14 protein-coding genes and 1 pseudogene are annotated in these 14370 nt (G+C 31.9%); 11 read left to right on the top strand and 4 right to left on the bottom strand.

Features of this window, described 5'->3' with window-relative positions:
* Positions 1-2 precede the first annotated feature (2 nt).
* Positions 3-950 (top strand): thioredoxin-disulfide reductase, encoded by a 948-nt coding sequence (trxB, locus tag AC0L5U_RS05405; protein ID WP_473415081.1) that lies wholly within the window; start codon positions 3-5, stop codon positions 948-950.
* Positions 951-1395: 445 nt separating this feature from the next.
* Here the strand turns inward: trxB and AC0L5U_RS05400 are convergent, their stop codons facing one another.
* Positions 1396-1536 (bottom strand): hypothetical protein, encoded by a 141-nt coding sequence (locus AC0L5U_RS05400; protein WP_473415080.1) that lies wholly within the window; start codon positions 1534-1536, stop codon positions 1396-1398.
* Positions 1527-4628 carry a glycoside hydrolase family 2 TIM barrel-domain containing protein gene (locus AC0L5U_RS05395; protein ID WP_473415079.1) on the bottom strand — a complete coding sequence of 1034 codons (3102 nt, stop codon included), beginning with the start codon at positions 4626-4628 and terminating at the stop codon, positions 1527-1529. The genes AC0L5U_RS05400 and AC0L5U_RS05395 overlap by 10 nt, the downstream gene beginning before the upstream one ends.
* A gap of 212 nt (positions 4629-4840) precedes the next feature.
* Here AC0L5U_RS05395 and AC0L5U_RS05390 point away from each other — a divergent pair, with 212 nt between their 5' ends.
* The 10 genes and pseudogenes from AC0L5U_RS05390 to AC0L5U_RS05345 all read left to right on the top strand — a co-directional run bounded on the left by AC0L5U_RS05390 (position 4841) and on the right by AC0L5U_RS05345 (position 12878).
* Complete coding sequence (locus AC0L5U_RS05390; RefSeq protein WP_473415077.1) at positions 4841-5971, top strand: DUF2891 domain-containing protein; 1131 nt, start codon at positions 4841-4843, stop codon at positions 5969-5971.
* Between the two features lie 90 nt (positions 5972-6061).
* The gene (locus AC0L5U_RS05385; RefSeq protein WP_473415076.1) at positions 6062-8137 is read left to right on the top strand and encodes a hypothetical protein; all 2076 of its coding nucleotides are present in this window, start codon (positions 6062-6064) and stop codon (positions 8135-8137) included.
* Positions 8077-8310: pseudogene (locus AC0L5U_RS05380) on the top strand (hypothetical protein); the annotation flags it as partial. The gene AC0L5U_RS05385 and the pseudogene AC0L5U_RS05380, both read left to right, overlap by 61 nt.
* 3 nt (positions 8311-8313) lie before the next feature.
* On the top strand, positions 8314-9315 hold the full coding sequence (locus tag AC0L5U_RS05375; protein ID WP_473415074.1) for a S41 family peptidase: 1002 nt from the start codon (positions 8314-8316) through the stop codon (positions 9313-9315).
* A 22-nt stretch (positions 9316-9337) separates the two neighbouring features.
* A complete protein-coding gene (locus tag AC0L5U_RS05370) occupies positions 9338-10567 on the top strand; it encodes an Nramp family divalent metal transporter (RefSeq protein WP_473415073.1) in 1230 nt (409 codons plus the stop codon).
* Positions 10567-11307, top strand: a complete 741-nt coding sequence (gene pxpA / locus AC0L5U_RS05365) for a 5-oxoprolinase subunit PxpA (protein ID WP_473415070.1) — start codon at positions 10567-10569, stop codon at positions 11305-11307. Before AC0L5U_RS05370 ends, pxpA begins: the two co-directional genes overlap by 1 nt.
* 4 nt (positions 11308-11311) lie before the next feature.
* The gene (locus AC0L5U_RS05360; protein WP_473415068.1) at positions 11312-11605 is read left to right on the top strand and encodes a carboxyltransferase domain-containing protein; all 294 of its coding nucleotides are present in this window, start codon (positions 11312-11314) and stop codon (positions 11603-11605) included.
* The gene (locus AC0L5U_RS05355; protein WP_473415066.1) at positions 11556-12041 is read left to right on the top strand and encodes a 5-oxoprolinase subunit B family protein; all 486 of its coding nucleotides are present in this window, start codon (positions 11556-11558) and stop codon (positions 12039-12041) included. The genes AC0L5U_RS05360 and AC0L5U_RS05355 overlap by 50 nt, the downstream gene beginning before the upstream one ends.
* Positions 12034-12264 (top strand): hypothetical protein, encoded by a 231-nt coding sequence (locus AC0L5U_RS05350; protein ID WP_473415065.1) that lies wholly within the window; start codon positions 12034-12036, stop codon positions 12262-12264. Before AC0L5U_RS05355 ends, AC0L5U_RS05350 begins: the two co-directional genes overlap by 8 nt.
* Positions 12261-12878, top strand: a complete 618-nt coding sequence (locus AC0L5U_RS05345) for a 5-oxoprolinase subunit C family protein (RefSeq protein ID WP_473415063.1) — start codon at positions 12261-12263, stop codon at positions 12876-12878. The genes AC0L5U_RS05350 and AC0L5U_RS05345 overlap by 4 nt, the downstream gene beginning before the upstream one ends.
* 2 nt (positions 12879-12880) lie before the next feature.
* On the opposite strand, the gene deoC is transcribed toward AC0L5U_RS05345, so the two are convergent.
* Complete coding sequence (deoC, locus tag AC0L5U_RS05340) at positions 12881-13624, bottom strand: deoxyribose-phosphate aldolase (protein ID WP_473415062.1); 744 nt, start codon at positions 13622-13624, stop codon at positions 12881-12883.
* 228 nt (positions 13625-13852) lie between these two features.
* The gene (locus tag AC0L5U_RS05335; protein WP_473415061.1) at positions 13853-14347 is read right to left on the bottom strand and encodes an acyl-CoA thioesterase; all 495 of its coding nucleotides are present in this window, start codon (positions 14345-14347) and stop codon (positions 13853-13855) included.
* Positions 14348-14370 lie beyond the last annotated feature (23 nt).

The raw sequence follows: 14370 nt of genomic DNA, 5'->3' as shown, positions 1-14370 counted from the left end.
TCATGTCACAACAAATAGAAACAGTAAAATGCTTAATTATAGGTTCTGGACCAGCTGGATATACCGCTGCAATTTACGCTGCACGAGCTAATATGAGTCCGGTTTTATATCAAGGAACACAACCTGGAGGCCAGTTAACTACAACGAATGAAGTTGAAAATTTCCCAGGCTACCCAGAAGGTGTTACTGGACCTGCGATGATGCTGGAACTACAGGTACAAGCCGAACGTTTTGAAACAGATGTACGCGATGGTTGGATAACCAAAGTAGATTTTTCTGGAAATATTCATAAAGTTTGGGTTAACGACACCAAGGAAATACATTGTGAGACGGTAATTATTTCCACAGGAGCCACAGCTAAATATTTAGGTTTGGATTCTGAGCAAAAATATTTAAAACTTGGTGGAGGTGTTTCAGCTTGTGCTATATGTGATGGGTTCTTTTATAGAAATCAAGAGGTTGTAATAGTTGGGGCAGGAGATTCCGCTTGTGAGGAAGCACATTATTTGTCTAAGCTATGTGCAAAGGTAACTATGTTAGTAAGAAGGAATGAGTTTAGAGCCTCAAAAATTATGGAGACCCGTGTTAAGAATACTGAAAACATTGAGATTCTTTTCAATACTGAAACAGACGAGGTTATGGGTGATGGACAAGTGGTAACAGGTATTCGGGTATTCAATAATAAAACAAATGAGAAATTAGAAATTCCAGCAACAGGATTTTTTGTTGCCATTGGTCATAAACCGAATACTGATATCTTCAAGGGGTATTTGAGTTTAGATGAAACAGGTTATATCATAAATATTCCAGGAACTTCAAAAACCAATGTAGAAGGCGTATTTGTTTCTGGAGATGCTGCCGATCATGTTTATAGACAAGCTATAACTGCTGCTGGAACTGGTTGCATGGCCGCTTTAGATGCCGAACGTTATTTGTCATCTAAAGAATAAAATTAACTTTAAAATCTAAAAAAAACAGAAGAAATAGGTCGCTAACAATTGCGACATTGAAAATAATTCTATTTATGCGAATATTAGTAATAAACTGAGAAACTTCAATTTATTAATTAATAGCCATAAACCAATGAATTTCCTACTTTTCTAATATTATTTTACTTTTATGTTAGTAAAAAGTAAACGATTTTTTTAATAGTTCTTTTAGACTTAAGTATGTAAATAGGTGTTTGTATATGAGTAAATGATTTAATATGCTGATTTATAGAAGTATATAAGTGTGTATTTAATTCTAATTCTGGCAAATAAAAACTGAGCATCTGTTCGGTTTTTTTGTTTTGTAACATTATCACCCCTTTTAGTTTTCAATTAAGAAAGCTTAAGATATAGGTAATGCTAAGAGCTATTGGTCGTTTAGAACTTCACCAATTCAGGTTTTAATTTAGAATTTAAAGGCATCAAATAAAAAGAATAACTTATAACTACCGGGTGTAATTAAAAATGCATCATGCGGTTCTGCATTTGTACTCCAAGTATCGTCTCCACCCACGCCCATTTGTTTTAAATCTATGTTTACACACAATACATTACGGTTTTTAGCTCGTTGATATGTTTAGCTTCTTGTAAATTCATTGAACTAAACTCTTGCACGCTAAAGCTTAAATTATCTTCACCTTTTACCAAAATACCTTGAGAATTGTTGTTTTTTAGTTTGAACCAACGTGTGTCTGTATGATTGCCATATTCTTGAGGAACTGGATGCATGTAACTTATTGTTTTAATGTTCCCTGAATATAAGCCAACTTGTGCACCATACATTCTATCTTGATAATTTGGTTCTGGACCTCTGCCAAAATAAGTAAGGTTTTTATAAGTATTTGAAATATCAAATTGCATACCTATTCTTGGCGTATTTGGTGCGCTTTTATCAATGTTGGCGGTGTAATTTACTTTAATAGCCCCGTTTCCAAGAATGGTATATTCTAATTGCAACTCTGTTTTTGGGTTTGTAATATTACCATTTACAGCAACAACTACTTTTCCTTTTTCTTTTGAAACTATTTCAACTTTACTTGGTGTAAAATTATCTTCTGCTGTCATCCAATCGCGTTCTGATGTTTGTTTTTTAGCGCGTCTGTAAGCAATATCGTTTTCAGTTTCAGCACGCCAAAAATTAAGTCTAAGTGGAGAATTGAATAATGTATTTCCTTTTGATTCAAAAGATGAAATATACCCAGAAGCCTTATCAATTTTAAGAGCAATTGATGCATTAGAAATAATGATTTCATCTTTTGTGTCAACCACATTCAAAGCCGCTTTGCTTTCCATCGGTTTTACATTTTTAGTAGCATATTCAAGTTTAAATTGTTCGGTAAATATCAAATAACCTTTATTAGCCCAAAGTGTATTATTTTTTAAATATCCGCTAATAGTAATGTAGTATTCGCTACCAGCTTTTAGTTTCGGTTTTTTGAAGTTTATTTTAAGTGAAGAAGTTTCGAATGGTTTTGTGTTTAGACTATTTAAATCTCCTTTCTGGATTGTTTTTCCATTTTCGGTCAATTCCCATTTTAAATCATAACCAGATAAATCAATAGCATGATGACGGTTTAATATTTGAAAACCACCGCTCTCGGCATCAGTCGATGTGATAATAGCAGGTTGATTTACTTTTTTACATTCGTAAGTTGCTGGTTTAGGTGTTCTATCAGAGGCAATAATTCCGTTTAAACAGAAGCTGTTATCATTGGGTTTGTCACCGTAATCGCCACCATAGGCAATAAATTCTTTACCATTTTTATCTTTCTTAATCAACCCTTGGTCAATCCAATCCCAAATATAACCACCTAAGGCACGATCATTTTTGTGAATCATGTCCCAGTAAGTTTTCATATTTCCGGTAGAATTCCCCATAGAATGAGCATATTCACAGAGAATTACTGGACGTTTGTCAAAATCATCTGTACTGTCAATTAAACCTTGAGTGCCAGTAGGTGTAAAATACATACGACTTAACATATCAACCCATCTAGGATCTGTAGGGTTTCCAGTATTTTTTGGAAAATGTTTTGGCTTATAGCGTTTGTCTGTAGCATCTCCCTGTGCACCTTCATAGTGAATGAAACGTGTAGGGTCGAATTCTTTTATCCAACCTGCCATAGCTGCATGATTAGGACCACTACCAGACTCGTTACCCAAACTCCAAAATACAATGCTAGGATGATTCTTATCACGCTCAACCATTCTAATAGCACGTTCTAAATAAGCACTTCCCCAGCTAGGAACATTAGATAATTCTCCACGAACACCATGAGTTTCTAAATTAGCTTCATCCATAACATAAATTCCGTAAATATCACATAAATCATAGAAATAAGGATCGTTAGGGTAGTGAGACGTTCTTACGGCATTAAAGTTGAATTGCTTTAATAACTTCACATCATCCTCCATGTTTTTGCGTGATACTGCTTTACCATTAATTTGATCGTGATCATGACGGTTTACACCAATTATTTTCACAGGCTTTCCGTTCACTAAAAAACGACCTCTTTCATCAATTTCTATACTTCTAAAACCTACTTTGGTACTGGTACATTGTATGGAACTACCTTTATCATCTTTAAGTTCAAAAAGTAAAGTGTATAAATACGGATCGTCAGAAGACCATTTTCTAGGATTTGTAATTTGTGTTTTTATTAATCCAAATTCTACATTATCTCGTTGAGGATAAAATTCACCTAAAATTTGTCGTAACTTTACTGTGTTCCCATCTCCAATAGTTTGTCCTTTATCATCAATTAATTTAGTTGTTAACGTCCAATTATCAACTACAGTTTTTAACGGACTATTGCCAAAATGCCCAATTTTTTCTATGTATTTATTTGGAATATTAATTGTGATTTCTGGTCTTATTTGTAAGGAAGCATTTTTATAATCTTCATCTAAAACTGTTCTAACCGCAAAATCTGCGAGCCTCACTTTTGGTAATGCCTGTAAATAAACCTCACGTTCAATACCGCTCATTCGCCAATGGTCTTGTGCTTCAAGGTAACTGCCATCAGCCCAACGATATACTTTTACGGCCACTTTATTATCACCATCAACCAAATGTTTTGTGATATCAAATTCTGAAGGTAATCTTGTGTCTTCACTGTAACCAATAAATTTTCCATTTACCCATACATAGTATGCAGAAGAAACACCTCCAAAATGAAGTATAACATCTTTATTTTTCCAGGACTCTTCAAATTTGAAGCTTTTAATGTAATGGCCAACAGGATTATCATGATGATTTATATTTGGGAAATCACGAAAAAACGGATAAGTTGAGTTTGTATATATTGGAGTACCATAACCGCGCATTTCCCAGTTGGAAGGAACATCTATAATATTCCAACTTGAACTATTGAAATTGTTTTCTTGAAAATTATCCGAAGCATTAGCAGGTTTTGCTACCCATTTAAATTTCCAATCTCCGTTTAAAGATTTGTAGTTTTTAGAATTTTCTCTAACATTAGTTTTTGCTAAATCTATAGTTTCATATGAATAAAACGTGGCTCTTGCAGGTAATTTGTTAATTTGATTTACATGAGGGTTTTCCCAATCGTTTTGTTGAGAAAAAAGAGATAGTGTTGTGGTAATGAATAAAAATAAAGTAGTGCTAAATTGTCTCATCTATTTGTATGGCGAGTTAAATAATGGTTTTTACAAATATATTATTATATGCTGTTTTAAACTTAGTATCGAAATTTTATCCCATAACATTTGTCTGTATTTGCATAACAAATGCACTAAATTTTGAAAACATAAAATGTTAAGGGGTAAATATTTGGCAATTCTTTTAAGGTAAGGTAAATTTAGCGTATCGTTATTTTTAAATCGTATTTATGAAACGAATTGTTTTTATAGTCATAACCTTAGTCGTATTAGGGTGTAATTTTTCTAAAAAGAAAGATGTGAAAATTCAAAATCCTAGTAAGGAGTCTGATATGAATTCAGAGATTAGTATTCAGGCTCCTAAATTAGATGTAGATCAGGCGCTGAAGTTAGCTGAATTACCATTGCATTGTATCAATACAGAATATCCAAACCGTTTATCTCAAACTTTGGGTGGTGATGAAGATTTAAAATCACCAACTGCTCTGCATCCTGCATTTTATGGGTGTTTTGATTGGCATTCTTCAGTTCACGGACATTGGAGTTTGGTAAGTTTATTGAAATCTTTTCCAAATATTGATAATGCAGAAGCTATCAAGCAAAAATTATTGAATAATATTTCAAAAGAAAATATAGAGACGGAAGTTGCTTATTTTTACGGAATACATAACAAATCTTACGAGCGTACCTATGGTTGGGCATGGCTATTAAAACTTGCAGAAGAATTGCATACATGGGATGATGAAACTGCGAGAGAATTGGAAATAAATCTTCAACCTTTAACCAATTTAATAGTTGAAAAGTATTTAGATTTTTTACCAAGACTAAATTATTCGCTTCGTGTAGGAACACATACAAATACTGCATTTGGGCTTTCGTTTGCCTATGATTATGCTGAGACTTTAAACGATGAAGCACTTAAATCTGGAATTTCTAATCGTGCTAAGTTTTTCTTTATGAATGATAAAAATTGTCCAATGTCTTGGGAACCTAGCGGAAGTGATTTTTTATCTCCTTGTTTAGAAGAGGCAGCTTTAATGAAACGTTTGTTGTCTCTGAAAGAATATAAAGTTTGGTTAAATGATTTTTTACCGCAATTAAAAGATAAAAATTTTACGTTGGAAGTTGGTATTGTTTCCGATAGAAGTGATGGTCATTTGGTCCATTTAGATGGCGTGAATTTTTCTAGAGCCTGGAGTTTATCAAAAATTGCAGAAGGCATTCCGGAATATAATCATCTTAAAAATATAGCAAATCAACACATCAATTATTCCTTGCCAAGTATTTTTGGCGATAGCTACGAGGGTGGACATTGGTTAGGGAGTTTTGCTATATATGCTCTAAATTCAGTTTCAGAATAATAGTAAAATCTTTGTTAAAGCTAAATAATATATCTTGTAATTGTTTTTAAGTTATATTTTTAGGGTCATAACTACAATAATCAATAAAAAATGAAACTCTATTCTAAGTTTTTGGCAAGTTTATACTTGTTAATGGCATCATTTATTTTTGCTCAAAACCCATTAATCAACTTTCCAGCTATTAGTCCTAGCGGACAATCCATAGCTTTTAATTATCAAGGTGATATTTGGACTGCTTCCATAAATGGAGAAAATCCAAAACGATTAACCGTTCACGAGGCTTATGATACGAGACCTACCTGGAGTACAGATGGTAAATCTATTGCATTTATTAGTGAGCGTTACGGTAACAATGATGTATATATTATGCCTACTTCTGGCGGTGTTCCAAAAAGATTAACCTATCACTCTGCTTCAGATATCATAACAGATTTTACAGTTTCGGGCGATATACTTTTTTCAACACGAAGAAATTTTGTTCAAGTTGAACGCGAATTTGAAACTCATATTATAAACAAAAATGGTGGTACACCCAAACGTTATTTAGATGCTACTGGTTTTGATGCCAAATTATCTCCAAATGGTAAATTTGTGGTATTTACAAAAGGAAGTTGTAGATTAGAAAGAGAAGCATATAAAGGGCCTGCGAATAGAGATTTATGGTTGTATACTATCAAGAATGATAGTTACACAAAGCTGACTGATTATGATGGAAACGATTTTTATCCGCAATGGGGAGATGATAGTACCATTTACTTTCAGTCCTCAAGAAGTGGGAAATATAATGTTCATAAACTAACGATTACTGATTCTGGTAAAAAATCTGGAGCTATATCTCAAGTAACTAGTTTTAAAGATATGGGTATTTTTTCATTTCAAATTAGTAGAAATAAAAAAGATATTGTTGTTACCAAAGGAAGTCAAATATTTGTAGTTAACACATCAACTAAAGCACAAAAAGAGGTTACTATTAATTTAGCTTCAGATTATAGGTTTGATCCTGTTGTTCATGAAACATATGGAAATAAAGTGAGTGATATCTCAGTTTCTCCTAATGGAAAATATGTAGCACTTAATATTAGAGGCGAGTTATTTATTAGGGAAACTTCAAAAGATAAAAAACGAACTATTAACGTTTCAAAATCATCATATAGAGAAAGAGATGCCACTTGGTTAAATGATAATACACTTATTTTTATCTCTGATAGAGATGGGCAAAAGGATATTTATTTAGTAAAGTCCAATAATGAAAATGAATCAGATATTTTCAAAACTCTAAAACACAAAATTCAAAGATTAACAAATAGTGAAGATGATGAAAGTAATTTGAAATTATCTCCCGATGGAAAATCTTTAGCATATAATGTCGGAAGGGGCAAACTAGTTGTGGCTTCAATTGATAGTAAAGGTAAGTTGTCAAATAAGAAAACTTTACAAGATGGTTGGGCAACACCAAGTGGTGTGGCATGGTCGCCAGACTCTAAATGGTTGGCTTATAGTTTAAGTAATTTAGATTTTAATTCTGAAATTTATATTCACAAGGCAGATAATAGTGCTAAACCCGTTAATGTTTCAATGCACCCAAAACAAGATAGAAGTGCAGTTTGGAGTCCTGATGGAAAAAAATTAATGTTTTCTTCTAACAGAAATAATAATGACTACGACGTTTGGTTTATATGGTTAACAAAAGTCGATTGGGAAAAAACAGCACAAGATTGGGAAGAAGAGTCTGAGGAAGATAAAAAATCTAAAGAGAAGAAAGTTAAAGAAAAAGACGATGAGCATAAAAAAGATGAAAAGAGTAAAGAAGAAAAAAATAAAATAAAAAATGTAGTTATAGATTTTAAAGATATTCACGAGCGCCAAGTGCAAGTAACCTCTTCAGTTGGGGGAGAGTTTGGACAGTTGTTCTCAAAAGACAGTAAAACTATTTATTACACCACGGGAAACGGTAGTAGAGGAGATGCTAATGTTGAAAGAGATTTATTCAAAATAAAATGGAATGGTAAAGATAAAAAAGCATTAACCTCAAAAAATAGTAGGCCATCTAATATTGTAGCTGATAAAAAATTATCAACTATATTTTTAACTAAAAGCGGGGAAGCCTGTCAAGTATTAATTTATCAAAAGATAAAACAGAAGCATTATCATTTTCAGCTAAACTAAATATTGATTATGATACAGAATCTCAACAAATTTTCAATGAAGCCTGGAAAGCCATAAATGATGGTTTTTACGACCCTAATTTTCATGGTCAAGATTGGAATAACCTTAGAAAAAAATATGAACCCTTAGCCTTAGAAGCTTCTACTAGAACAGATTTTCAATCAATGTTTAATTGGATGTTAGGGCAAATAAATGCAAGCCATATGGGGTTATATCGTGTTGAAACTAGAGAAGATGTACAAAGTGAAACTACAGGTCTGTTAGGTATTGAATTGCAGCCAACATCAAATGGAAATTTAAAAGTAATTTCTGTTGTGCCAACAATGCCGGGCGATAGAACTTCTAGTAAGTTTTTTATTGGAGATATCATTACTGTTGTTAATGGAACAAAACTAACTAAAGGTTTAAATGTTTATAGTTTATTAGAAGGGACTTCAAATGAAAAAATTTATATTGAAGTAAATAGAGGTGGTAATTCAAATGAAATTGTTGTTAGACCGAAAAGTAGTAACCGAACGGAAAATTATAAAGCTTGGGTTAAAGAGCGTCAACGACTAACAGAAAAATATTCAAACGGTAAATTAGGATATATTCATATTCAAGGGATGAACTGGACGAGTTTTGAGCGTTTTGAACGAGAATTAACTGCAGCAGGATTAGGAAAAGAAGGTATTGTAATTGACGTAAGATTTAATGGAGGTGGTTGGACAACTGATTATCTTATGGCTGTTCTCAACGTAAAGCAACATGCTTATACTGTTCCTAGAGGTGCTGCTAAAAACTTAGAAAAAGAACATACTAAATTTATGGATCATTATCCGTTTAGCGAGCGTTTACCTTTAGCATCATGGACAAAACCATCAATTGCTTTGTGTAACCAAAATAGTTATTCAAATGCTGAGATTTTTTCACATGCCTATAAAGCTTTAGATTTAGGAACTTTAGTAGGAGTGCCAACATTTGGTGCGGTAATTTCAACTGGTGGTACTACTTTGATTGATGGTTCTTATGTAAGAATGCCTTTTAGAGGTTGGTATGTTAAGGAAACAAGATCTAATATGGAATTAGGTCCTGCTGTACCAGATATTATCGTGAATAACAACCCAGACGATAAAGCTAAAGAAAAAGATACACAGTTAAAAAGAGCAGTAGAGGAATTGTTGAGCCAGTTGAAATAATGATACTCTCAACACTATTCAATTGAAAAAACTATTTAAAAATATCGGCCCAGGACCATTAGTAGCAGCAGCATTTATTGGTCCTGGAACAGTAACTATTTGTACCCTTTCTGGAGTCCAATTCGGATTTACATTATTGTGGGCGTTGGTATTATCTGTCATTGCTACTATTGTACTTCAAGAAATGGCTGCGAGATTGGGGTTAGTAACTCAAAAGAGTTTATCTGAGATTATTCGATCAGAAATAAAAGCTCCAGTATTTAAATTTTTATCTATTGCATTAGTACTGTCAGCAATTGTTATTGGTAATGCAGCATACGAGGCTGGAAATATTAGTGGTGGCGTTCTTGGACTGGAGGCTATAATTGGTAATTATGAAATTAATTTCGGAAATTTCTCATTAAACATTTTAAGTGTTATTATTGGTATCATTGCATTTGCATTATTATATCTAGGTAATTATAAAATCATTGAAAAGGCACTCGTTTTTTTAGTTGTTTTAATGAGTTTAGCATTTTTAACCACAGCAATTTTTACTAAACCTAATATTTCAGAATTATTATATGGGGCATTTATACCAAAATTTCCTAACGGAAGTACATTACTAATAGTAGCTTTGATTGGAACAACAGTAGTACCTTATAATTTATTTTTGCATGCATCTTTAGTAAAAGAAAAATGGCAAGATATTAGTGATTTAAGTTATGCGCGAAAAGATACATTTATAGCTATACTGCTCGGAGGTTTGGTGTCTATTAGTATTGTGGTTTCTGCTAATGCCATACAAAGTACTGAAGTAAATAACGCAGCAGATTTGGCACTTGGATTAGAGCTATTATTCGGAAGTTTTTCAAAATATTTTTTAGCAATAGGCTTATTTGCTGCAGGAATTACAAGTGCAATTACTGCCCCATTAGCAGCCGCATATGTTGCTAGTGGTTGTTTAGGTTGGGATTCAAATTTAAAATCTATAAAATTTAGAAGCGTTTGGGCTTTTATTTTAATTTTAGGTGTAATGCTATCATCATCGGGTATAAAACCAATTGAAATAATTAAATTTGCACAAGTAGCTAATGGGTTGTTACTTCCCGTTATTACTGGTTTTTTAATGTGGGTAATGAATAGAAATGCACTTTTAGGAAAATATAAGAATTCAATAGTCAATAATATATTTGGTTTAATTATATTTTTAGTGAGTGTTTTATTGGCTAGTGCAGCTCTGAATAAGGTATTTCATTTGAATTTATTTTAATGCATAAGTTTTTTATAGATATAAATGCCGATTTAGGAGAGGGTATTGGTAACGAAGCACAATTAATGCCTTTTATCTCATCTTGTAATATTGCTTGTGGAGGTCATTCTGGCGATGAAGATACAATGCGATTTGTTGTGAAACTTGCTAGAATTCATAAAGTAAAAATAGGCGCACATCCATCTTTTCCAGATACTGAAAACTTTGGAAGAGTAGAGATGAATATGCCATGTGTAGCTCTGTTTAAATCTATTGAAGATCAAATTAATTTATTAATTGAAATTCTCGGAGAGGAAAATATGAGTTTGCACCATGTTAAACCTCATGGGGCGTTATATAATATGGCTGCGAAAGATGAAAAAGTAGCTACTGTGATTATTGAAGTCATGAAAAGTATGCAGTTACCTGTATCGCTTTATGTGCCTTATAATTCTGTTATTGCTAAAATTGCCATTGAAAATAACATTCCAATTATATACGAAGCATTTGCTGATAGAAATTATAATGACGATCTAACATTAGTTTCTAGACAAGAAAGAGGTGCGCTTATTGATAATCCAGAAGATGTTTTTAAACATGTATATAGAATGATTTTAGAAAAAAAAGTTATAACTATTACAGGTAAAGAAAAAGATATTGAAGCTCAAACATTTTGTATTCATGGAGATAATCCAAAAGCAATTGGTTTGCTCAATAAATTGAATAATCAATTAGAAGAAAAAGGGATTTGTGTTCAATAGTAAAATGATATTTCAATTAAAATATATTCCATTTGGAGAGCGTTCAATTCTTATTGAATGGCCATCTAAAATTGATGAAAACATCTTAAATGATATTTTAAATTTTAAGCGTAAAATTGAAATGAATCATACTTCAGATTTTATTTCTGTAAATCACGCATATAATTCAATATTAATAACTTACAACAATGAACCTTTAGTTTTAAATGAAGAGGTTAAAAAGTTAAAATTAGTTTATAATTCGACAGTTGAAGTTAAAAAAACTTTCAAAAACATGGAAGATACCAGTTTGTTATGATTCTAGTTTCGGTATGGATTTAAAAGGCATATCCAAAGAAAAAAACCTTTCAATTGAAGCAATTATAAAACGTCATTGTCAACCAAAATACACCATTTATTTTATAGGTTTTTTACCTGGTTTTTTATATTTAGGCGGACTAGATAAAATGTTGTTTATGTCTAGAAAATCAACTCCTAGATTAAAAATTCAAAAAGGGGCAGTAGCCATAGGTGGAGAGCAAACAGGAGTTTATCCTTCTGAAAGTCCAGGGGGTTGGCATATCATTGGAAATTCTCCAATAGAATTTTTCAATGTTACTAAAAACACTCCATGTTTTGCAGAAGCCGGAGATACTCTTCAGTTTTACCCTATTACTTTAAAAGAACATAAAAATATTAAGACGCTAGTTGAAGCTGGTGTGTATCAAATAGAAAGTGAGGTATTAGATGCTTAAATTTTTAACTTCTGGTTTTTATACCACAGTCCAAGATTTAGGAAGAGAGAGGTATCAGCAATATGGAGTTCCAATTTCTGGTGCTATGGATGTACGAGCTCTCAAAACAGCCAATATATTATTAGGAAATAAAGTTGATGCTGCAGTTTTGGAGATAACCATGAGTGGTCCAAAAATAGAATTTTTGGTAAACACTTCGATTTGTGTTGCAGGGGGGATATGAGTCCTAAGTTAAATGGAAATAAAATTAAAAATAATAATTTAATTGTTGTTTCAAAAGGAGATATTTTAAGTTTTGGGAAATTAGTATCAGGTTTTAGAAGTTATTTAGCAGTATTTGGAGGAATTAGAACCCAACCTGTAATGGAAAGTAGAAGTATGTATCCTAGAATTACTGAGCAAATTCAAATTAAAAAAGGGGATGAACTTCAAATTTCTGAACATAATAGTTCTAATGAAAAGAAATTTTCTAGTGTAAAAATTGATATGGATTATTTAGAATCTTCAGTATTAGAGGTTTTTAAAGGACCAGAATTCAACCAACTTTCAGAAAAACAAATAGAAATGTTGTTTTCTAAAGATTTCACTATTTCAAAAGAAAATAATAGAATGGCGTATCAATTAGAAGAGGTGCTTGAAAATGATTTAGCCTCAATTATTACCTCGTCAGTACTTCCAGGGACAATACAATTAACACCTTCAGGGAAATTAATAGTTTTAATGCGAGATAGCCAAACTACTGGTGGTTATCCCAGAGTTATGCAATTATCTGAAAATGCTATTGCTATTTTAGCACAAAAGTTTACAGGGAACGCTGTGTGTTTTAAACTAAAGTAATATTAAACCTTACTTTCTTTTAAATTCAAATTAGTAATTGAAACTTCACTTTTTTGAGAGGTTTCAATATAACGTCTGTAAATTTTAGAATTTCTTTTTTGTAGTGTATCGCTTTCTGGTTTAAGCATTTTTGATGTTCCAATTCTGTCAGCACCACATTCTAGATACTTTACAGCAGTTTCAAAATCTTGAATACCACCAGAAGCTTTTATTTTAGCTTTATCTTTTATGATTTTCTTCATGATTTTAACCGCGGTAAATGTTGCACCACCAGAAGCAAAACCTGTTGAGGTTTTTACATAATCAGCATTAGCATCTACGCATATTTCACAAGCTTTTACTATCTCATTTTTATTCAACTCAGATATCTCTAAAATTACTTTTAAAGGTGTATCTCCAACGGCACGTTTTACATCACTAATATCTCTTAAAACAGATACATGATTTCTACTTTTAAGATAACCTAAGTTAATAACCATGTCTATCTCATTGGCACCATCTTCAATAGCATTTAAAGCTTCTGAAATTTTACTTTTTGTAGATGTAACACCCAATGGAAACCCTACTACAGTACATACTTTAACATCGGTATCTTTTAAAAGTTGTTTCGCCAATTGCACGTAACATCCGTTAACACATACAGAAAAATAATTATTTGCCTTTGCTATCTTACACACATTTATAATATCACGTTCAGTAGCTGTTGGTTTTAAAAATGTGTAATCAATATAGTTAGATAAATTCATAAATAAAAAGTAGGTTTTCTTTAAAAATTAATAGTTTTTTGCTGTCTTGATTGGAGCGATAAGACAACTGTGAAATTAAAAATTTAGGACCAACAAGAGGGAGATATGTTATTTTTTTATCAACAGAGTAATAAACATTTAAATTTAGGCATTATTGTAGAGTATTTTTAGATATAATTTGAATATTCGACGAATTGAAACTTTATATCGATACTTATTAAGATTAATTTAAACGTTTTTTATAGTTTTATTTTTAAAATGTAGCAGTCTGTTTTCAAAATTAGAAGCAGTTACAGGGTAATTTACTTTTTTGAATAATTGTATAAAATCCTCGGAGTGTACTTCTCGTTTTTGCTTCAAAAGATTAAAATGAACATAGCCGCACCAAATAATGGCTTTTAAATGAGTCTTATTTTCATTAAACATGCGCATTTCAACTTTTAAAGCACTATTATCAAACTCAATAAGTTGTGATTCAATAATTACAGTTTCCATTAAAAAAGCTGGTTTTAAATATGCAATTTGATTACTGCTAGATACCCAGCTTTTGCCTTCTAACCTTGCCATTTTGAAAATATCAACATTATAGTGTTTAATTAGTGCATCTTCTCGATGATTCATAAAGTAATCAATATAACTTCCATTGTTAAGGTGATTAAATGGATCGCAATGTTGAAATCTAATTTTTGTGCTTGTTTCTAATATTTTTGGAAGTGCTTTCATAATTTTAGTGTTATAATATACCA

The organism is Jejuia sp. G7-7 (assembly GCF_055808955.1).
The sequence above is the reverse complement of the archived record's forward strand: the minus strand, read 5'-3'. Positions and strand labels throughout refer to the sequence as shown.